This window comes from Streptomyces sp. 3MP-14, assembly GCF_006334905.2.
Taxonomy (GTDB): Bacteria; Actinomycetota; Actinomycetes; order Streptomycetales; family Streptomycetaceae; genus Streptomyces; species Streptomyces triticirhizae.
This window is the reverse complement of record NZ_VDLZ02000003.1, coordinates 487,163-506,714: the sequence shown is the minus strand read 5'-3', so window position 1 is coordinate 506,714 and position 19,552 is coordinate 487,163. Positions and strand designations below refer to the sequence as shown.

At 72.6% G+C, this 19,552-nt stretch carries 23 protein-coding genes; 7 read left to right on the top strand and 16 right to left on the bottom strand.

Annotated features, from left to right (window positions below; genetic code table 11):
• Positions 1-22: 22 nt before the first annotated feature.
• The 3 genes from FH609_RS06710 to FH609_RS06700 all read right to left on the bottom strand — a co-directional run bounded on the left by FH609_RS06710 (position 23) and on the right by FH609_RS06700 (position 4,460).
• Complete coding sequence (locus FH609_RS06710) at positions 23-1,786, bottom strand: sulfatase (RefSeq protein WP_139666240.1); 1,764 nt, start codon at positions 1,784-1,786, stop codon at positions 23-25.
• Between the two features lie 35 nt (positions 1,787-1,821).
• Positions 1,822-2,883 carry a formylglycine-generating enzyme family protein gene (locus FH609_RS06705; protein ID WP_139666239.1) on the bottom strand — a complete coding sequence of 354 codons (1,062 nt, stop codon included), beginning with the start codon at positions 2,881-2,883 and terminating at the stop codon, positions 1,822-1,824.
• 1,139 nt (positions 2,884-4,022) lie between these two features.
• Positions 4,023-4,460: a winged helix-turn-helix transcriptional regulator gene (locus FH609_RS06700; protein ID WP_139666238.1), complete on the bottom strand. Its 438-nt coding sequence runs from the start codon at positions 4,458-4,460 to the stop codon at positions 4,023-4,025.
• 136 nt (positions 4,461-4,596) lie between these two features.
• On the opposite strand from FH609_RS06700, the gene FH609_RS06695 reads away from it, so the two are divergent.
• Positions 4,597-5,514, top strand: coding sequence for an alcohol dehydrogenase catalytic domain-containing protein (locus FH609_RS06695; protein WP_139666237.1), 918 nt, complete (start codon positions 4,597-4,599; stop codon positions 5,512-5,514).
• 61 nt (positions 5,515-5,575) lie between these two features.
• Here the strand turns inward: FH609_RS06695 and FH609_RS06690 are convergent, their stop codons facing one another.
• The 4 genes from FH609_RS06690 to FH609_RS06675 form a co-directional block, all read right to left on the bottom strand.
• Complete coding sequence (locus FH609_RS06690) at positions 5,576-6,031, bottom strand: NUDIX domain-containing protein (protein WP_139666236.1); 456 nt, start codon at positions 6,029-6,031, stop codon at positions 5,576-5,578.
• A gap of 72 nt (positions 6,032-6,103) precedes the next feature.
• On the bottom strand, positions 6,104-6,454 hold the full coding sequence (locus FH609_RS06685; RefSeq protein WP_139666235.1) for a hypothetical protein: 351 nt from the start codon (positions 6,452-6,454) through the stop codon (positions 6,104-6,106).
• Entirely contained in the window at positions 6,451-6,783 is a 333-nt protein-coding gene (locus tag FH609_RS06680; RefSeq protein ID WP_139666234.1) for a hypothetical protein, read from the bottom strand. Before FH609_RS06680 ends, FH609_RS06685 begins: the two co-directional genes overlap by 4 nt.
• Positions 6,784-6,875: 92 nt before the next feature.
• On the bottom strand, positions 6,876-7,361 hold the full coding sequence (locus tag FH609_RS06675; RefSeq protein WP_226961453.1) for an ATP-binding protein: 486 nt from the start codon (positions 7,359-7,361) through the stop codon (positions 6,876-6,878).
• Between the two features lie 207 nt (positions 7,362-7,568).
• On the opposite strand from FH609_RS06675, the gene FH609_RS06670 reads away from it, so the two are divergent.
• Genes FH609_RS06670 through FH609_RS31505 form a run of 4 tightly spaced genes read left to right on the top strand, consistent with a single transcriptional unit; the run spans position 7,569 to position 9,059 of the window.
• On the top strand, positions 7,569-8,453 hold the full coding sequence (locus tag FH609_RS06670; RefSeq protein ID WP_139666233.1) for a helix-turn-helix domain-containing protein: 885 nt from the start codon (positions 7,569-7,571) through the stop codon (positions 8,451-8,453).
• A 5-nt stretch (positions 8,454-8,458) separates the two neighbouring features.
• A complete protein-coding gene (locus FH609_RS06665; RefSeq protein ID WP_139666232.1) occupies positions 8,459-8,665 on the top strand; it encodes a DUF397 domain-containing protein in 207 nt (68 codons plus the stop codon).
• 4 nt (positions 8,666-8,669) lie between these two features.
• Complete coding sequence (locus FH609_RS31510; protein WP_139707845.1) at positions 8,670-8,864, top strand: DUF397 domain-containing protein; 195 nt, start codon at positions 8,670-8,672, stop codon at positions 8,862-8,864.
• Between the two features lie 3 nt (positions 8,865-8,867).
• A complete protein-coding gene (locus FH609_RS31505; protein WP_139707847.1) occupies positions 8,868-9,059 on the top strand; it encodes a DUF397 domain-containing protein in 192 nt (63 codons plus the stop codon).
• A gap of 49 nt (positions 9,060-9,108) precedes the next feature.
• Here the strand turns inward: FH609_RS31505 and FH609_RS06655 are convergent, their stop codons facing one another.
• The 4 genes from FH609_RS06655 to FH609_RS06635 all read right to left on the bottom strand — a co-directional run bounded on the left by FH609_RS06655 (position 9,109) and on the right by FH609_RS06635 (position 12,755).
• Positions 9,109-9,957 (bottom strand): helix-turn-helix domain-containing protein, encoded by an 849-nt coding sequence (locus FH609_RS06655; protein ID WP_139666231.1) that lies wholly within the window; start codon positions 9,955-9,957, stop codon positions 9,109-9,111.
• 40 nt (positions 9,958-9,997) lie between these two features.
• Complete coding sequence (locus tag FH609_RS06650) at positions 9,998-10,828, bottom strand: hypothetical protein (RefSeq protein WP_193317790.1); 831 nt, start codon at positions 10,826-10,828, stop codon at positions 9,998-10,000.
• Positions 10,825-11,307, bottom strand: coding sequence for an NUDIX domain-containing protein (locus FH609_RS06645; RefSeq protein WP_139666230.1), 483 nt, complete (start codon positions 11,305-11,307; stop codon positions 10,825-10,827). The genes FH609_RS06650 and FH609_RS06645 overlap by 4 nt, the downstream gene beginning before the upstream one ends.
• Positions 11,308-11,681: 374 nt before the next feature.
• Positions 11,682-12,755, bottom strand: coding sequence for a methyltransferase domain-containing protein (locus tag FH609_RS06635; protein WP_226961452.1), 1,074 nt, complete (start codon positions 12,753-12,755; stop codon positions 11,682-11,684).
• Between the two features lie 406 nt (positions 12,756-13,161).
• On the opposite strand from FH609_RS06635, the gene FH609_RS06625 reads away from it, so the two are divergent.
• Together FH609_RS06625 and FH609_RS31495 are read left to right on the top strand one after the other, a co-directional pair.
• Positions 13,162-13,923, top strand: a complete 762-nt coding sequence (locus FH609_RS06625) for a VOC family protein (protein WP_139666228.1) — start codon at positions 13,162-13,164, stop codon at positions 13,921-13,923.
• A gap of 105 nt (positions 13,924-14,028) precedes the next feature.
• Positions 14,029-14,577 carry a hypothetical protein gene (locus FH609_RS31495; RefSeq protein ID WP_226961451.1) on the top strand — a complete coding sequence of 183 codons (549 nt, stop codon included), beginning with the start codon at positions 14,029-14,031 and terminating at the stop codon, positions 14,575-14,577.
• Positions 14,578-14,607: 30 nt separating this feature from the next.
• Here the strand turns inward: FH609_RS31495 and gap are convergent, their stop codons facing one another.
• The 5 genes from gap to FH609_RS06595 all read right to left on the bottom strand — a co-directional run bounded on the left by gap (position 14,608) and on the right by FH609_RS06595 (position 19,487).
• Positions 14,608-15,606 carry a type I glyceraldehyde-3-phosphate dehydrogenase gene (gene gap / locus FH609_RS06615; protein WP_139666227.1) on the bottom strand — a complete coding sequence of 333 codons (999 nt, stop codon included), beginning with the start codon at positions 15,604-15,606 and terminating at the stop codon, positions 14,608-14,610.
• 141 nt (positions 15,607-15,747) lie between these two features.
• The gene (locus tag FH609_RS06610; protein ID WP_139666226.1) at positions 15,748-16,749 is read right to left on the bottom strand and encodes a GlxA family transcriptional regulator; all 1,002 of its coding nucleotides are present in this window, start codon (positions 16,747-16,749) and stop codon (positions 15,748-15,750) included.
• Positions 16,750-16,762: 13 nt separating this feature from the next.
• A complete protein-coding gene (locus FH609_RS06605) occupies positions 16,763-17,443 on the bottom strand; it encodes a hypothetical protein (protein WP_226961450.1) in 681 nt (226 codons plus the stop codon).
• Between the two features lie 125 nt (positions 17,444-17,568).
• Positions 17,569-18,243: a response regulator gene (locus FH609_RS06600; RefSeq protein WP_139666224.1), complete on the bottom strand. Its 675-nt coding sequence runs from the start codon at positions 18,241-18,243 to the stop codon at positions 17,569-17,571.
• Positions 18,240-19,487 carry a sensor histidine kinase gene (locus FH609_RS06595; RefSeq protein WP_226961449.1) on the bottom strand — a complete coding sequence of 416 codons (1,248 nt, stop codon included), beginning with the start codon at positions 19,485-19,487 and terminating at the stop codon, positions 18,240-18,242. The genes FH609_RS06600 and FH609_RS06595 overlap by 4 nt, the downstream gene beginning before the upstream one ends.
• Positions 19,488-19,552 lie beyond the last annotated feature (65 nt).

Genomic DNA, 19,552 nt, shown 5'->3' with positions numbered 1-19,552 from the left:
GCGTTCAGTGGTGCCGTGGCGTTCAGTGGTGCCGTGGCGTTTCGAGGACCAGCGGCAGTTCCTCGCCGGGCCGGATGACCAGGGTCTCGCCGCGCCGCCGGGTGGCCTCGCCGTCGGCGTACGTCGTGCCGGTGACGGTGAACTCGACGGGCTCGCGGCCCTCGCGGAGCGTCGCCAGCGGCGCGTCCAGGTCGTCGAGCCAGCGGATCAGGTCGCCGCCCAACTCCCGCACGACGTCGGGGCGTTCGTCCGCCAGGTTGTCTGCCTCGCCGAGGTCGCGGCGCAGGTCGTACAGCTCCCAGGAGCGGTCCTCGTAGGAGTAGACGAGCTTCCACCGGCCGGAGCGGATCACCGACTGCGGGCGCTGGTCGCGGGTGGCGTCGACGAGGTAGCCGGGCAGGTGCCAGTAGAGGGCGTCGCGGCGCAGCCGCGCGTGCGGGTCGGCGAACAGGCCGCTGAGGTCGGCCCCGTCGAGCGCCTGCCGGGCGGGCGGCCGGACGCCGGCGAGCGAGGCGATGGTGGCGTGGTGGTCGGCGGCGTAGACCGGGGTGTGGTTGACGCGGTCGCCGTCCACCAGCTCCGGGTTGGCGCTCCAGGCGATCAGCGGGACGCGGATGCCGCCCTCGCGCAGCTCGCCCTTCTGCCCGCGCAGCGGCCCGTTGTCGGTGAACCGCTCGACGCCGCCGTTGTCGCCGGTGAAGACGAGCACGGTGTTCTCGGCGAGGGAGCGGCCCGGGGCGCGCGGGTCGGGGGTGGTCTCCAGGTGGTCGACCACGCGGGCCACGGTCTGGTCGAGGCCCTCGGTGAGCGCCCCGTACGACGGGTTGGACGGGCCGCTCCCGGGATCGGCGGCCTGGTACTTCGCCAACAGGTCGGCGCGGGCCTGCCGTTCGCCGACCGGGGTGTGGACGGCGTAGGAGCTGAGGAACGCGAAGAAGGGGTCCTCGCTGTTGCGGTCGACGAAGTCGATGGTGGCGTCGGCGAGGGCGTCGGTGACGTGCTTGTCGGTGCCGACGAGGGCGTCGAGGGCGGCTGGGTCGACGCCGTGGCTGTACGGCCTGATGTTCTCGTCCACGTACTCCTGGGTGTAGTCGCCGGCGAACGCGTCGAGCGCGGGCCCGATCTTCGGCCCGAACTGCCCCTCGCTGGCGTGGTAGTTGCCGGGGTCGCCGGCGTTGGTGCCGCCGATGTTCTCGTCGAAGCCGTGCAGGGCGGTGATGTCCTCGCCGGTCCTGGTGACGTGGAACTTGCCGACGTAGCCGGTGGTGTAGCCGACGTCCTGGAGCCGTTCGCCGACGGTGACGGCCTCGGCGGGCAGGGCGGTGGCGCCGTCCTCGCGGCCCTGCGGCGGGCCGTAGAGGAGGGTGTCGTCGCCGCCCCGGTTGAGGTTGCCGACGAGGTAGATGTTGTTCTCCGGGCGCGGGGCGAGGAGGCCGGTGAGCAGGGCGGCGCGGGTGGGCGTGCAGTTGACGGAGGTGTAGGCGTTGTCGAAGGCGACGCCCTCCCGCGCGATGCGCTCCAGGGCCGGCGTCTCGTAGTAGTCGCTGGGGTTGCCGGCGTTGGTGCGGGGGCTGCTGAGGTTCGTCCAGCCGAAGTCGTCGGCGAGGATGTAGACGATGTTGGGCTGCTGCGGGCGGTGGTGCCCGCCCGCTGGGGCGCCCGGTTGGCCGTCGTGGGCGGTGGCGGGGCCGGGGGCGCCGAGCGTGGTGAGGGTGAGGAGCGCGGGGAGGGCCAGCAGGCCGAGCGAACGCGACGATCTCTTCCCGGACGGGCGCTTCGGGGGCATCGGAACTCCTTGGGGTGCGGGGGTGAAGTGGTGGGTCAGGCGACGTCGTTGGCGCAGCGGAAGCCGATGTTGGCCGCCGCCGAGTCGGCGGTGTTGCCGGAGCGGGCGGCGACCCGGTAGCGGTAGCAGTAGGAGTCGTGGCACAGGAACGAGCCGCCCCGCATGACGCGGCGGGCGTCCGGGGCCGGGTCGTGCGCGGGGCCCCGGGGGTCGTGAACGGGGTCCGGCGCGCCGGTCATGGCCTGCGGCGCGCCGGCCCCGGGGCTTCGCGCGCCGGCGCGCGCGGCGTAGGTGCCGGGATCGAAGGTGTCGGCGCACCACTCCCAGACGTTGCCGACCATGTTCCACAGGCCGTGGCCGTTGGGGCGGAAGGACTTCACGGGCGCGGTGGCGTCGTGGCCGTCCTCGGCGGTGTTGTGGGTGGGGAAGGTGCCCTGCCAGATGTTGCACAACCAGCGGCCGCGCGGGGTGAGTTCGTCGCCCCAAGGGAAGCGGCGGCCCTCAAGTCCGCCTCGGGCGGCGTACTCCCACTCGGCCTCGGTGGGCAGCCGCTTGCCGGCCCACGCGCAGTACGCCTGGGCGTCGTGCCAACTCACCTGCACCACCGGGTGGTTCTGGAGATCGCTGATGGTGGAGAGCGGCCCGGCCGGGTGGCGCCAGGAGGCGCCGCGCACGACCAGCCACCACGGCGTTCCGGTGGCGCGGCCCAGCACGTCGGCCGGCTCGGCTCGAACGGAGAGGTGGAACACCGCCGACAGGCCCAGCCGTTCGGCGTCCGTCACATAGCCGGTGTCCTTGACGAACGCGGCGAAGGCGGCGTTGGTGACGGTGGTCGCGTCGATCAGGAACGGGTCGAGGCGCACCGGGTGCACCGGGCCCTCGCCGTCGGCCGCGTAGCCCTCGCCGAAGGCGTCGCCCATGCCGAACGTGCCGCCGGGCAGCCGCACCTGGCCGCGCGTGCCGCGCCGCGTGGCGGGCGGGCGGAACGGCGCGGCGGCGCGGGCGTCGGGGACGCCGACCAGCTGGCCGCCGGCGCCCGCGCCGGGGGGCGCGTGGTCGTGGTGGTGGCCGTCGGCGGACGGGGCGCAGCAGGACATGGGGTGAACTCCTGGGTCCGGGCAGGGCGGAGCGGGACGCACGGCGGCCGGGGAGGGAACGCCGGGAACGCCGGCGCGTGGCAACGTGCGGAACGGGGTGCGGGAACGGGTGCGGAGCGGTGCGCGGAGTGGTGCGCGGAACGGGAGAGGCCGCGTGCGGGCGGCGGTCAGGCGGAGCGATCCGGCCGATCTAGCCGATTCGGCTGATGTGGCGGGATGCCGCCCGCGACTCCGGGGCGGTGACCGCGAGAAGGGGAGGGCTCAGCGACAGAACTCGTCGAAGTGGTCGGCGCGGCGGCCGGGCCAGAACTGGTCCAGCAGCACCGTGCACGCCGAGCGGGTCTCCCTCGTGGCCCTCATGGTGGGGATCGCACCACATCGCGCGGGGATGTTCAATGGGGCGTCCGCTGGCTGGAACGCGACGAGGGCGGGAGGGAGAGAGGGAAGGGGCAACGGGGTGGGGTGGGTGCGGGGTGGGCGCCGGGGGCGCCGGGGCCCTGGGGGCCCCGGGCGCTCCCGGGCCTTCGGGTGCGGGCCGGTGGCCGGTGCGGGGCAGCCCGACTGGTCGTTTCGTTGGTCGACGAGACCCTGCGGTGTGGTGGGGGCTCTGGCGCGGACCACGACGCCGGGCCTAGATGGCGCACGATCGGCCGGGTGCGGGCGTAACGAATGCCGGCAGGAGGCTGGCTGGGAAGGGGGGCGCGGCTTCCGGGAGGTGGAGTTCGTTGCCGCCGGGGGTGGTCGGAAATGGCGGTGCGTGCCCCACGGGCGCAGGGACCGCGCCGAGTTCGAGGGCCGGTTGGCCGCTGGGGGCGTGCGTGGCGCGCACCGGCTTCGCCGGCCTGCCCCGGCATGTCGCCCGTCTCGGACCTGACCGATCGTCGGGCGTCTGGCGGGGGCGGTGCCGGTTGTTCGGGTGGGGCGGGCGGTGGGTGGGGTGTTCGGTCAACGACCACGCTGCCGCGCGAACATCGCCTGCCGGTGAGGTAGTCCGCGCGCCGCCGACTCCCGAAGGCGGGCGCGCCGGGGGGTGGGGGACCTTTTTTCTAGGTGCCCGTCTGGAAGTGAACAGATCGTTCAACGCCCAAGGCCCGCACCGTCGAACCGGCGGAGGAGATGGCGGGGCACGAGCCGGCACGTCACCGCGCGTCGTAGGCCTCGCGGTGCGCGTGCACCTGTTCCATGTGGGTCTCGGCCCAGTCCTTGATGCCCCGCATCACCGCGCAGAGCGAGAGCCCGAGGTCCGTCAGCTCGTAGGTGACCGTGACCGGGACGGTCGGCGTCACCGTCCGCGTGATCATCCCGTCGCGTTCCAGCGCGCGCAGCGTCTGGGTCAGCATCTTCTGGCTGATGCCGGACAGCCGGCGCGCCAGTTCGGAGAAGCGCATCGGCCGTGGCTCGCCGGTGCAGGCGTCCCCGGAGACCTGCGGCCCGTCGCTGCCGAGGGCCGCGAGCACCAGCGCGACCCACTTGTCGGAGATCCGTTCCAGCAGTTGGCGGCTGGGGCAGGCGGCGAGGAACGCGTCATAGCCCGCCTTCGCCTCCGCCCGCCGCTCGGCCGCCGTTCTCGTCGCCATCCGTGGTCCCTCCCGCCGCCGACCGTTTCACCCTGCCGGTGAGCTACGCACTTTCAGGTGCCTACTTCCCAGTGGAGAGTAACCGCAGCAGTCTGGGAACCGCCAGCGAACGAGCACGGAAACCCAGGAGCACCGCATGAGTTCGACCACCTTCCGCATGGCCGTCGTCCGCACCCCGAAGGGCCCCGACTCGATCGAGATCGTCGAGGTGCCCGTCGCCGAGCCCGGGCCGGGCGAGGTGCGGGTCCGGGTCGCCGCCGCGCCCGTCAACCCCGTCGACCTCGCCGTCGCCGGCGGCACGTTCCACGCGATGGGCCTGATCAACCAGCCCGAACGCACCGGCCTGGGCTGGGAGTTCGCCGGCGCCGTCGAGGCGGTCGGGGCCGGCGTCGATCTCGCCGTCGGCACGCGGGTCGCCGGCCTGGCGGGCGGCTTCGACCGGGACTTCGGCACCTACGCCGAACAGATCGTCCTGCCGGCCGCCGACCTGGCCGTCGTGCCCGACGAACTCGACCTGCTGCCGGCCGCGACCGTGCCGCTCAACGGGCTGGCCGCCGCCCGGGCCGTCGAGCTGCTCGGCGACGCGCACGCCGGCGGCGCGGCGCTGCTGGTGACCGGCGCGGCCGGCGCCGTCGGCGCCAACGTCGCGGCGCTCGCGCCCGAGCGCGGCTGGCGGGTGACCGGCCTGGCCAGGCCCGGGGACGAGAAGTTCGTCCGGGGCCTGGGCGCCGACTTCGTCACCGAGGCCGAGCCGGGCTGGGACGCCGTGGCCGACGCCGCCGCGCTGCTGGACGCCGGCCTGGCCCTGGTGCGGGACGGCGGCACCTTCGTCGGCGTCCTGCCCAACGCCGGGCCGCCGGCGGAGCGCGGGATCACCGTGCACACCGTGAACACCGAGGCCGACGGCCCGCGCCTGGCCGACCTGCTGGCCCGCGCCGCGTCCGGCGCGCTGCCGACCCGCGTGCACTCCGTCCTCCCCCTCGACGAGGCGGCCCGCGCGCACCGCCTGAAGGCGGCGGGCGGCACGCGCGGCTCCCTCGTGCTCGCGCCCTGAACGGAGGCGCGGAGCGCGGCCGGGCCACGCGGCCCGCCACCGGGCGGCCGGCCCGTCCCGGTCAGACGAACGCGGCGTCCGGCCGGTCCCCGTTGACGAGGAACGGCAGGCGGCGGCGCTGCCCGGCGGCGATGATGGCGTACTGGTAGATCGCCGGCGGCTCGTGCAGTTCCCGCATCGGCACCCAACTGGCGCCCTCACGCGGGTCGTTGTCCGGCACCTCCGGCAGCACGCCGCCGTCGAGCACATACTCGACGCCGTTGAGTCCGCCGTCCTCGTCCGTGCGCAGGGTGACCGCCAGCACCTCGCTGAGCGGCCGGTCGTAGCCGGCGGCCTCCATCAGCCGCTCGCGGGCGGTCAGGATCAGGCATCGCCCCGGGCGCACCTCGCCCTGCGGCAGCACCCAGCCCTCCCCCTCCTCCCGCTGCCCGCGCACCATCAGCGCGTGGTTGCTGGCGGTGGTGGCGAGGATGTGGAACGTGATGGGCAGGGTGGAGTGCACGATGGTCGTACGCATGAAGTGCCTTCGCTGTTCGGTTGGTTGACAGTTGACGTGGTGGGTCGGTGAGGTCGTCGGCCGGTCGGTGGTTCAGGTGAGGAGCGGCAGGTAGCCCGAGGCGGCGGTCAGCAGACACATCAGGCCGACGAAGGCCGGTCCGAGCGCCCGGTCCAGCACGGTCGGCCGCGCCGCCGCCGGGTCCTCCGGCTCCGGCCGGCGCACCACCCGCCAGTGCCGCTCGGTGCGGGCGAGGAACAACGTGTGGTCAGGACGTTCCTGGGTGTGGTGCAACGCCCAGACTCCACACGGAGTTTGTTCGTCGTCGAAGAGCGGCGACGCCGCCTCGCAGCTCATGCACGCGACGCCGTATATCCCGTCCGGCACGCCCTCGCCGCGCTCCTCGCACAGCACCCAGTCGGCGCCCCTGATGATCGAGTTCACTGTTCTCCCTTCTCTCCCCTGGCCCCGGTGGAGGCCAGGCGCAGCAGCCGTTCCCCGAGCCGGGTGCGGGCCGGGCGCGCCGGGGCGCGCCGCCGGGGAACGGTGGGTGGCCCGACGGCCGACGGCCGGTAGAGCGGAACGTGCCGCCCCTCCGCGTCGGTCGGCGCAGCCCGGTTCAGCTCGGTGAAGTCCCAGAGCATCGCGTGCAGTTGGTCCAGGCACGGCCCGCAGATGTAGAGCGGCGCGCCCGCGCCGACCGTGGTCGCGCAGCCGATCCACAGCACGGCGGTGACCTGGTGCCCGCAGTAGAACCAGCACGGCCCGAGCACCCACCCGCTCCCCGGCCCCCGCCCCGGTTTCGGAACGAGGAACTCCCATTCGGGAGGTTCCGAGGGTTCCGAGGCTTCCGGCAGCCCGTTCATCAGCCGGGTTCTCCGGAAAGGGCGCCCCGGCACGAGAACCAGACAACCTTTCCCATCCGGAGCCCGTCGCCTTCCGGATAGGGCGCCGGCATATAGCCGAAGTCGTCGGCCATTTCCCGCAGCAGCCACAGCCCGCGCCCGCGTTCGGCCGACCAGCTCGGCCGGTTCCCGACGCGCGGCGGCTGCCCCGAGCGGTCCAGCACCTCGACGAGCACGTTCCCCTCGGCGCGGCTGAGCCGCAGCCCACAGCGCGGATCGTCCACGTGGCACGCCACGTTGGCCAACAGTTCCGAGACGCCCTGCTCCCCGAGCGCGACGGTCTCTTCGCGAGCCCGCCAGCCCCGCAGGATGTCAGCAACGGTCGCCCGCCAGTAACCGATCTCGCGGGAGCGAACAGTTATGGCCCAGAAGTGAACATCCCGGCTGGCGAGCGCACCTCGTGTGATAGCCATTGAGTCCTCCCGGTCGGCCTTCTCGCGGTTCAACCGCGCTGTGTGAGCAGCCATGTTCAGAATGGCATCAGAACGGCTATGTTGAGGACCAGAAAGCCGGAATTCCGCTGTCAAATTTCTGCGTAACTCCCTGCTGCCGTAAGGAAGTTCACGCGGAACGGCGGTGGTCGCCCGTTCTGGCTCAGAACGTTTCTTGCGCCAGCAGAACGTTCGCCGCGAAACTGAGAGGGAGGGCTACGGATGATCACGGACATCGAGTCGGCGACGCCCGCGCTGTGCCGACTTCAACTGGGCAGCGAGCTGCGCCGGTTGCGACTGGCGACCGGGCTGAAGGCGAGTCAGGTGGTGAAGAGGCTGCTGTGGAGCCCGTCCAAGCTGACCCGCCTGGAGACCGGAGAGAACACGGTCGTCGAACAGGCGGACGTCATGGCGCTGTGTGAGATCTACCAGGCGGACGAGGAGACACGGACGCATCTGATGGGCTACGCCGCCGTCACCAAGACGAAGCAGGACTGGTGGCAGTCACCGAAGTACCGGCCGGTCATCGGGCCGGTCTTCAAGGCGTTCCTGGGGCTGGAGGCCACGGCCAGCTCACTGCACACCTACGAAGCCGAGTTCGTCCCCGGCCTGCTCCAGACCGAGGCCTACGTCCGCGTCCTGCACGAGAACGCGCTGGCCGGGCTGCGCAACGAGGAGGTGGACCGACAGGTTCTCGTGCGGATGGCACGGCAGGAGGTGCTGCGGCGCGCGCTGATGCCGCTGCGGCTGACCGCCGTCATCAACGAGGCGGTGCTGCATCGACGGGTCGGGGACGGGGAGATCATGCGCGACCAGCTGACCCATATCGTGGAGGTCGTCGAGGCGCTGCCGAACGTTAAGATCCAGGTCGTGCCGTTCGCGGCGGGCGCCCACCCCGGGATGAACGGCAAGTTCACGGTGTTGCGCTTCCCTGAAAACGCCGCGCTCAAGTCCATCGTCTACCTGGAGAATCTGGCCGACGCCTGGGTCAGTCGCCGGGAGCGCGACATCGACCGCTACGAGGAGGCGTTCACCGACCTGCAAGCCCTCGCCCCCGGGCCGGTGGAATCGCTCAACATGATCAAGAAAGCAATCAAGGAGCACTGAGCACCATGACCGCACCCCAGGCCCACCACCTCACCACGGCCGACTGGTTCACCTCCAGCTACTCCAACGACCACGGCGGCGACTGCGTCGAGGCCGCCCGCCTGGAGAGCCACGCCATGGCCATCCGCGACACCAAGAACCGCACCGGCCCGGCGTTCACCTTCTCCGCCGACGCCTGGAACACCTTCCTCACCACGGTCAAGGAGCGGTAACCCCATGCCAGCGGACGCCACTTGGTTCACTTCCAGCTACTCCAACGACCAGGGCGGCGACTGCGTAGAAGCAGCCCGCCTGGACGGCAGCACCATGGCCATCCGCGACTCCAAGAACCCCACCGGCCCGGCCTTCACCTTCACGGGTGGGGCCTGGTCGGCCTTCCTGACCACCCTGACCACGGCAAAGGAGCACTAACCCATGCTCACCGAAGCCCGTTGGTTCACTTCCAGCTACTCCAACGACCACGGCGGCAGTTGCGTCGAAGCAGCCCGCCTGGACGGCCGTTCGATGGCCATCCGCGACTCCAAGAAGCCCACCGGCCCGGCGTTCACCTTCTCCGGACCGGCCTGGTCCGCGTTCCTGACCACCGTCAGGGACGAGGGCAAGTAGCACAGGGCCTGCGGCCCGCGCCCCGAGCGGGCGCGGGCCGCACCGCGCGTCAGGCGAGCGCGTCCCGCGCCTCCTCGATCACGGCACGCGCCCGCGCGCCGTAGACGGCCATGCTCGCCAGCCGGCCGAACGTGTCCGAGTACGCCCCGACCTCGCTGGGCTGGGTCAGCGTCAGATAGCCGGACACCAACTCGACATTGACCTGGGCGTTGTCGAAGATCCAGAAGTTCTCGACCGGGAGCTGGGCGCGATCCCGGGCCACCGGGACGACCCCGAGACTGACCCGGGGCGAACCCATCACGGTGAGAAGACGCTCCAGCTGTTCTCGCTGCACCTCGGCAGCGCTGAGGGTGTTGCGCAGCACGGGCTCCTCGATCAGGAACGCGAACACCCGTTGCCCGTCGCTCAGCACCCGTTGCCGCTCCACCCGGGCCGCCACGGCCTCGGCCACGTCGTCCGTGGGCAGCCGCTGCCGCTGGATCGTCCGGAGCACGTCCTCGGTGTACCGGGGGGTCTGGAGAAGCCCGGGTATGGCCCACCCGGCGTAGGAGCGGAAACGGCGCGTGCGTTGGTACAGCGGTAGCCGTTCCTCCTGGGACCGTCTGAGCCCGGCGCGTTCCAGCCGGCGCCAGGACAGCCACATCCCCTCGACGGCACGCAGCGAGGCGATCAGGTCGCCCGTCTGGTCCTCGGCGCCGCACGCCCGGCACCACGCCCTGATGTCGTCCTCGCTCGGCCGCGTCCTCGCCGTTGCTATGCGGGAGACCTTGGAAGGATGCCAGCCACACCGGGCGGCCAGATCCTTACCGGTCAACCCGGCGTCCCCGGCCAACTCACGCAGGCGGTCGGCCAGAACCCTCCGGGCACGCTGGGCACTGGACGACGTTGACCGAACCATGGTTCACCCTCCAATCTTCTGACACGCTTTCACCTCGCCCTCAGCACTCGGCCTCCTCCCCGGGGGCGAACTCCGCGAGCAGGCGCGCATACCGCCGGTGCACGCCCCTCTCGTAGCGGCACAGGGCCGCCGCGTACCGCGCCCGTTCTCCGCCTTCCGCCACCATCTCCGCGTGCCCGGCCGCGTCCTCCGCCGTCAGCGTTCCCGTCATGTCCCGGAACGCCAGTGCGTCGAGGGCTTCCGCAGGAGCCGTCACGCCGAAGCGCTCCGCCGTTTCCCTGGTGAGGGAACGGGCCTCCGTGTCACACGCCCCCTCCATCACGACTCCGAGATTCCGCGTGTGGTGGCTTCCGGACCGGTCGGCTGCCGAATAGGACTGCCCGTTCGTGCGGCGGTAGTTGATCCCGTACTGGGTCCGGACCGGAGTTCCGGCCACCTCCACGTAGCGCCGACGCGAACCGTAGTGGAGGCAGTCATGCGCGTACGCGCGCAGCAGGTCGAGAACGGCCAGCGCGGGGTGCTGGGGATTCCGGCGTTCCATCGGCCCGTACATGGTGATGAGGGAAACCATCTGGAGGTGACGGTATCCCTGGTCGGGGTGGTGGAATCCGCCGAAGGCTCCCACGCGCGTCGATGCGCTGCCGACCAGCACGCGGTCGAACGGCAGCATTTCGGCCAGTCCGTAACCGGCATATCGGCGTTGGGCGTTCTCGACACCCGCGTGAAAGGGCGTCGTGTCGATGCCGTCCGCCGCCCACCGGGCGAGCATGGCCGGGAGGGGGCGGAAGGCGTGTGCGGGATGCCGTCCGGTGCGCGACGACGGATCGGCGCGGAGGGCCGCGAGCGCGGCCCGTGCGTTCGGGCCGATCACGGACTCGTTGGGGGCGAGCCCCGTCCGGGGAGGGATTCCGACCTGATGAGCGGGATGTGCGACTCCTGCGTCCCCTTCGGGAGCGCGTCCGGGCTGAACCACTTCGCCTCCAGGATCTCGAAGCCGTCGATCGCGAGCGTTCCGCCCACGTGCAGGGCCTCGTATGCGATCTCCACGCGCAGCCTGTAGCCGCTGGTCACCTGAACGAGCCGCCCCGGGACGACATCGAGGCCGGTTTCCTCCCGTACCTCCCGAACGACGGTCATCGGGAACTCCTCGCCCCTGACCGCGTAGCCGGTGGGAAGACCCCAGGGCCGGTCGGCTGGCCACATGCGGTGCCTGAGCAGGAGGACCTGCCCGTTCTCGTTCCGCACCACGCCCGTGACGCCGACCATGAACGTGGCGTGTGTGAGCCACAGAAGGCGCCACTGGAGCGGACCGCGAAGGAGCTTCCACAGCCGGGCGACGATTCGCTTCATGCGCGCCTCTTCGGGAGGGCAAGCGCGTTGGCGCCTGCGGTGGTTGGCTGTCCCCGATCTGCGGGGAAGCGGATCAGGGTGTGGTAGATCAGACCAACGCTAGCCACGGCGGGCCCGCGACGGGCAGCCGATTGCGCGGGATTGCGGGGGAACTAGGCCAGCGAGTTTCTGGCTTCGGTCGGCAACGCGCGTGCCCGGTCACCGTGGAGAGCCATGCCGGCCAGCATGGCGAACGTTTCGGCGTATGCCCGCACCTCACTCGGTTGAGTGATGGTGAGATAGCCGGATACCAGCTCGACAAGGCGGCGCTGCGGGAACCCCGGGAGAAGCCCGCCGCACCCATGGCGCAGTACACGGACGGGCGACCGGGTGTGTCACTCTGCGGTCAGCGCCCAGGAGGGACCGTCTTCGGCGCCGTACCAGACGCGCTGACCGTCCGGCGTGACGATGATCCCGAAGTCTTCCCGCGACACACTGCCGATGTCCTCGAAGGTGACGGCGAGTTGTTCCAGCTCATCCCACAGGTGACGCGGGCCGGTCTGGCGAACCTTCCCGGTCACGGTGGCCGTGGCCGTGGACCCGTCACCGGTCCAGAGCCCGAAGGCGCTGGGGGTGCCGTCGTCGTCAACCCACGTACAGGATGTGTAGTCCGGCATGACAAGCGACAGCGGGAAGCTCAACCGATCCAGCACTTCAGCGACGTTGACCGACGTGGGACGGGCCTCCTGGGTCTCCAGTTCAGCGAAGCGCGGTGCCGCACCCTCCGCTCGGCGTGGCATGAAGTGCGCGGGTACCGGCATGAAGTGGCCGTCTGCTTCCGCTTTGCCGGTCACGGAGAGTCGGGCGACACCGAAGCCGATCGGCACCACCATGACCGCTCCGTCTGCCGACTGTTCAAGGAAGGCGCGAGGGACGGACCGGAGTCTCGCCGTGGCGATCAGGCGGTCGTACGGCGCTTTCTCCGGGTAACCGGCCGCCCCGTCTCCGGCCGCCAGAGTCGGGGAGTATCCGAGTTCGGCCAGCCGGTCACGGGCAACTCTGACGAGTTCTTCGTCCACATCGACGCTGACAACCCTTGCGTCGCCGAGACGCGCGCAGAGAAGAGCGGCGTTGTAGCCCGTACCGGTGCCGAGTTCGAACACGGCGTCCCCAGGCCGAACGTTCAGGGCTTCGAGCATGGCGAGCATGAGTGAGGGTTCACTCGATGACGAGTTGGGGATTCCCTTGTCGTCGGTCTGCGTGGTGAGCGCGGCATCCGAGTACACACCGTCGAGGTAACCCGGATCACCGTCCTTGACCTCTTTCCAACCGCCGCCTGTCATGGCGTAGAAGGAGGGGGCGAAGTGATGGCGCGGCACTTGGGCGAAGGTCGCCGTCCATGCGCTGGAATCCGCACCGATGAGACGTTCGGCGAACTCCCGGATACGGGCGTTCTCTGAATCAGTCACGGTCACTTTCCTTGTAGGTACTCTGCGTGCGCTGCGGCGATAGGCAGTCCTGTGCGGTTCTCCACCCAAGACCATGTTCCAGCGGGGTTGTTCTCGAAGAACACCCATTCATCTTCGGGTGTAACGGCGAAGTCGAACGGGCGGCGAAGGGGATCGTTGCTGTGCTCACTTGGCCTCCAGAGAAGGTGTGTTGACACAATCCTGCGCTACGCAGGAGTTCGCGGAGTCGGATTCGAACCGACAAGCGATGTCTTCAGACACTCGCTCCCCCGTTGGCATATCCGTGCGTCGTGGCAGCCCTGCGGCGGAGCCACCAGCGAACAGGGGCGCCCGCCGCCGCACGGGGTCAAGGGGGCCTCGCGGGGGCTCCCGGGTGGTGTCAGAGGGGCGGCATAGGATCGCGGGCATGGCGTTGCGACCGGTGAACGTGAACATCAAGGCCCTGGACGAGGAGGCCGTCGGCCGGTTCTGGGCGGCGGCCCTGGGGTGGGAGCTGTCGAGCGAGGCGCCGGGCGTGGCCAACGTCGAGCCGGGCGGGGAGTATGTGTGGCCGGACCCGGCCGCGCTGGTCGTGGACGTGGTGCGGGTCCCGGAGCCCAAGTCGGCGACGAAGAACCGGGCGCACCTGGACCTGGCGACCACCTCGCTCGCGCACCAGGCGGAGTTGGTCGAGCGGCTGCGGGACCTCGGCGCGACGCCGGCGGACGTGGGGCAGGGCGACGACGTGCCGTGGGTGGTGCTGGCCGACCCGGAGGGCAACGAGTTCTGTGTGCTGGAGCCGCGCGAGGTGTACCGGGACACCGGGCCGATCGCGGCCGTGGTCGTCGACTGCGTGGACCCCCGGGCCATGGCCCGGTTCTGGGCCGGGGCGACGGAGTGGGCGCTGGGCGAAGTGACGGACCAGCAGGCGTCGTTGCGGTCGCCGACGGGCCTCGGCCTGTATCTGGAGTTCCTGCGCCGGCCGGAGGGCAAGGCCGTGCCGGACCGCGTGCACCTCGACCTGCTGCCGTACCGGGGCGACGACACGGCGGCGGAGGTGGCGCGGCTGCGGGACCTCGGCGCGGTCGAGATCGACCTGGGGCAGGGCGACGACGTGCCGTGGCGGTGCCTGTCGGACCCGGACGGGCACGAGTTCTGCGTCCTCCGGGCGCCCTCGGCCGCCGGCTAAACGCGGGGCGGGCGGGGCGGGGCGGGGCGGGGCCGGGGCCTCGGCGGCGGCCCTCGGCCGGTCGCGCCGGGAGGGGTCCCGCGCGGATGGGTTTCGATGGTGGGCATGATGCGCAGAACGTCGTCCACCGCCGTTGCCCGGGCCGCCGTTGCCGCCGCCGTCGCGTTCGCCGTCCTCACGGCGTGCTCGTCGGACTCCTCGGATGCCGAGGACGGGGCCGGGTCGTCGGAGTCGTCGGAGTCCCCGGCCGAGAAGGGCGAGGACGCGGGCGGCGGGTCCGGCGGCGACGAGCCGACGGCCGAGGAGGAGACCGCCACCCCGCCGCCCACGCCCGACGGGCCCTGTGGCGACGGGAGTTGCGAGATCGAGGTGACGGCGGGCGACGTGGTGAACGTGCCGCCGGACTACGGCCTCGGGCCGATCGAGGTGACCGCGATCACCGAGGACGGGGTGGAGCTGGCCGCGCCGCTGACCGGCTCAGGGTTCGGCGTCGCCGGCTGCTCCGGTGGCGGCGGCGTGTCGACGGCGGGCGGCAGCGGCATCGGGCTGCGGTGCGGCGTGGGCCCGCCGGCGACCATCAACGACGTGATGAGCCTGGAGGTCGTCGAGGTCGACGGGGCCAGCGCGGTGCTGCGCATCGAGCCGGCCGGGTGAGGGCGCCCCGGCGGCGCCGCGCCTGGGCGCTCAGTCGGCGGCGAGGAGTTCCAGGGTGTCCACCACGCGCTGGGAGAAGCCCCACTCGTTGTCGTACCAGGCGACGACCTTGACGCGGCGGCCGTCCACGCGGGTGAGGGCCGAGTCGAAGATCGACGAGGCCGGGTTGCCCACGATGTCGGAGGAGACCAGCGCGTCCTCGGAGTACTCCAGGACGCCGGCGAGCGGCCCGTCGGCCGCGCGGCGGTAGGCCGCCAGCACGTCCTCGCGGGTCACGTCGCGGGCGACGCTCGTGTTGAGTTCGACGATCGAGCCGACCGGAACGGGCACCCGGATCGAGTCGCCGGACAGCTTGCCGTCGAGGTTCGGCAGCACGCGGCCGATGGCCTTGGCCGCGCCGGTCGTGGTCGGCGCGATGTTGAGGGCGGCGGCCCTGGCCCGGCGGGCGTCGCGGTGCGGGCCGTCCTGGAGGTTCTGCTCCTGGGTGTAGGCGTGCACGGTGGTCATGAACCCGTGCTCGATGCCGGCGAGTTCGTCGAGGACCTTCGCCAGCGGCGCCAGCGCGTTGGTCGTGCACGAGGCGTTGGAGACGATGGTGTGCGCGGCCGGGTCGTAGGCGTCGGTGTTGACGCCGTAGGCGAGGGTGACGTCCGCGCCGTCCGAGGGCGCGCTGACCAGGACGCGGCGCGCGCCGGCTTCGAGGTGGGCGCGCGCGGCCCCCGCCGAGGTGAAGCGGCCGGTGGCCTCCAGCACGATCTCGACGCCCAGCTCCTGCCACGGCAGCCGCGCCGGCTCGCGCTCGGCGAGCACCCGGATGGCGCGGCCGTCCACCACGAGGGTGTCGCCCTCGGCGGACACCGGGCGGCCCAGCCGGCCCGCCGTCGAGTCGAACGCGAGGAGCCGCGCGAGGGCGGCGGGGTCGGTCAGGTCGTTGACGGCCACGACCTCCAGGTCGGTGTCGCGTTCGAGCAGGGCGCGCAGCACGTTGCGCCCGATGCGGCCGAATCCGTTGATGGCGATGCGGGTCATGGAATGTCCTGCCTTTCGAGGCGTTGTCCCTTCGCTCTCCTTCGTGAGACTCGCACGGTGCCGGGGGGCCTGCCAGTGGCGTGATCGTCAGCATCCGCAAGGATCGTGCCAGCGGGCTCACTCACCACGGACACGGCCTGGCTAGGTCGTGTCGCGGGCGAAGGTGCGGCGGTACTCCAACGGCGAGGTGCCCAGGACGCGTTGGAAGTGGCGCCGCAGGTTGGCGCCGGTGCCCAGGCCGACGTCGGCGGCGATCTGCTCGACGCTGCGCTCGGAGCGTTCCAGCAGCTCACGGGCCGTGTCCACGCGGGCGCGCAGCAGCCAGCGCATCGGCGTGTAGCCCGTCTCGTCGACGAAGCGGCGGGAGAAGGTGCGCTTCGAGACCGCCGCGTGCTCGGCCAGGCTCTCCAGGGTCAGAGGCTCGTCCAGCCGGCGCAACGCCCACTCGCGGGTGGCGGCGAACCGTTCCCCGAGCGGCTCGGGCACGCCGCGCCGCACATACTGCGCCTGGCCGCCGCTGCGATAGGGCGCGGCGACCAGCCGCCGGGCGGCGTGGTTCGACGCGGCAACGCCCAACTCGCCGCGCAGCACGTGCAGGCACAGGTCGATGCCGGAGGCCGCGCCGGCCGAGGTCAGGACGGTGCCCTCGTCGACGAAGAGCACGTTCTCGTCCACCTCGACGCGCGGGTGCCGCGCCGCCAGCGCGCGGGCGTAGTGCCAGTGGGTGGTGGCGCGCCGGCCGTCGAGCAGGCCGGTGGCGGCGAGCGCGAAGGCGCCCGTCGAGATGGCGGCGAGCCGCGCGCCCCGGTCGTGGGCGGCGACCAGCGCGTCGAGCACCGCCCGAGGCGGGTCATCGCGGTCGGGGAACCGGTACCCGGGCACGAAGACGAGGTCCGCCCAGGCCAGCGCCTCTAGGCCGTGCTCCACGGCATAGGACAGGCCGTCGCCCCCGCTGACCAGCCCCGGCGCGGCGCCGCACACCCGCACCTCGTAGGGCATACTCGCGCGGGTCGTGAACACCTGGGCGGGGATGCCGACATCGAGCGGCTTGGCGCCGGCGAGCACGAGGACGGCGACACGCCGCAGGCGGGGGGCCTGCCCGGGGGCGTCGGGCGGGGCCGGTGCGGGGTCGGCGGGGGGCATGGGTCGGCTCTCCTCAGCGGGACTGCATCGCGTCGAGGGCGACGGCCATCGCGATCACCAGGCGTCGGTCCAGGCGGGGCTCGTGGATCTCCACCCGGTAGCGGTCCCGCAGGGTGCGGGCGCGGGTGACGGACAGCGCCGGCGCGCCGTCGAGCTGGAAGTCGAAGTGGTAGGCCCAGCCGACCGGCAGCTCGTCGGCGAACGGAACGAACGCCCAGATCCGGCGGAGCGCGGCGACCCGGCCGCTGCGCTCGGTGCCGACGAGCGTGCCGAGGCCCGGCTGTTCGAGGTGCCAGGTCGTGCGGAAGAGGGACTTCCTGAGGTTTCTGCGGAAGTGGCCGAGCGTCCCGCCGTCGGCGTCGGTGACGTCGTAGACGCCGCCGAGGTCGATCACGTCGCGGTGCGCGAAGCCGCCGAGGACGGTGGCGCGCGAGCTGTCGGTCCAGAACGTCACCCGCTCCCTGAGGGCCAGCCGCTTCTGCTGGACGAACGCGATCAGCTCGCCGTCGTCGTCGCCGTTGTTCCCGTTGTTCCCGTTGTTGTCGTTGTCGTTGTCGCCCGGGGCGCTGATCTCGTACTGGTTCACGGTGAGGCGCAGCCGCTGCTTGACGACCATCCGGCGCACCGCCTGGAGTCGTTCGGTCTCCATGGTTGTCGTCTCCTCGTGCGTTGTGACCTGGGCGGGAAGCGCCATGGTCATCACGGTAGGGAACGGGCGGCGGGTGCGCGTCGTGCGCGGGGGTGAGGCGCGGGTGCGACTTTCGGCGAAGCGCGGGCGCGCGCGCTCCGTCCTTCGACGGAACGGGGCGGGGCGCGCGCTCAGGTGGGGCGCGGGTGGACCAGGCGCAGGTCGTAGGCGAGGACCACCGCCTGCACGCGGTCGCGCAGGCCCAACTTCCGCAGCACGGCCGAGACATGGGCCTTGACGGTCGCCTCGGTAAGGCCGAGCCGCCGGGCGATCTCGGCGTTGGAGAACGCGCGCGCCACCAGGAGCAGCACCTCGTGCTCGCGCGGGCTGAGCGCGTTCAGGGCCTCGGCCGTCGGGGGCGGCGCATCGCCGGGCGCCGGCAGCGCGGGGGCCAGCCGCTCCAGCAGCCGGCGGGTCACGGAGGGCGCGAGGAGCGCGTCGCCGCGCGCCACCACGCGGATCGCCTCGGCCAGTTCGGCGGGGCGCACGTCCTTCAGCAGAAAGCCGCACGCGCCGGCGCGCAGCGCGGCGTGCACCGCGTCGTCGACGTCGTAGGTGGTGAGCACGACGATGCGCGCCTGGCTGCCGGCGGCGACGAGGCGTTCGATGGCGCCGATGCCGTCCAGGCGCGGCATCCGCACGTCCATCAGGACGACGTCGGGCCGCCGTTCGGCGGCGAGGGCCACGGCCTCCTGGCCGTCGGCGGCCTCGCCCACGACCTCCAGGTCGGGCCTGGCGTCGATGATCATGCGGAAGCCGACCCGGACCAGTTCCTGGTCGTCGGCCACCAGCACGCGCACGGTCATGGCCGGCGGCCCCCTTCCGGCATCGGCAGGGCTGGCCTGGCCGCCGGCTCGCGCAGCGGCAGGTGGGCGTGGACGCGGAAGCCGGGCTCGTCGGTCCGGGGGCCGGCCGTGAGGGTGCCGCCGAGCAGGGCGGCGCGTTCCCGCATCCCGAGCAGCCCGTACCCGGGGGCGTTTGCGCCGGCGCGGACGCCGGCGCCCGCGCCCGTTCCCGCGCCGGCGCCCGCGCCGTCGTCGAGCACCTCGACCTCCAACGCGCCCCCCGCGCCCGCGCTTTCCGCCAGCCGGACGGTGACCTCGACCCGGCGGGCGCGCGCGTGCCGCAGCACATTGGTGAGGGACTCCTGAACGATGCGGTAGGCGGAGACCTCGACCCCGGCCGGCAGCGGGTCCGGCACGCGCACGGTCAGCGCGACGGACAGGCCGGCGGCGCACAGCGGCTCATCGAGTTCGCCGAGCCGGTCGAGCCCGGGCTGCGGGAGCCGTTCGTCCGCGCGGTCGTTCCTCCGGCCGGCCGCGCGATCCTGTTCGCGGCCGGCCTCCGGGCCGTCGTCGGGGCGCACCGTCGCCAGCAGCAGGCGGAGTTCGGCCAGGGCGGACCGGCCGGCCGCGTCGATGGCGCGCAGCGCCGCCCGCGCCTGGTCGGGCCGTTCCTCGAACACGTCGTCCGCCGCCGCGGCCCGCACCACGATGCCGGTCACGCTGTGCGCGAGCACATCGTGCAACTCCCGTGCGATGCGGGCCTGTTCCTCGATGACGGCGCGCCGGGCCGCCTCGGCGACCGCCGCCCTGCGGTTGCGCGTGGCCTCCCCGAGCGCCCACACCAGCACGGCGAGGGCCAGGGCGAACAGCGCGTCGCCCCGGGGCTCGGTGCGGAAGTTGAGGGAGGTGAGGGCCAGCAGCGCGGCGAGCGCGGGCAGCGAGACGCGGGGCGGGCGGGCGGCGGCCAGCGAGGCGATCGCCACCAGCCCGGCCCACGGGAGGACGCCGCCGGGCGCGACGAGGTGGACCACCAGGCCGCCGACCAGGCAGCCGGCCATGACCGGCACCGGGTGGGAACGCCGCCAGTACAGCGCGGCCCCCTGCGCGACGCCCGCCAGCGAGGCCAGCGCCACCACGGCGTCCGGCGTTGCGGCGCCGGCCTCGTCGGTGACCAGCGCGGCCAGGAACGCCGCCATCAGCGCCGGCACCACGAACCGGCGCGCCGCGCGGGCGCGGGTGGAGGCGGCGGGGAGCGGGAGAGGCACACCCGGATTATGCCGCGCGGCGCGGGCGGGGCCGGGTCCGTTCGGGGGGCGCAGCGGCGGGGGCG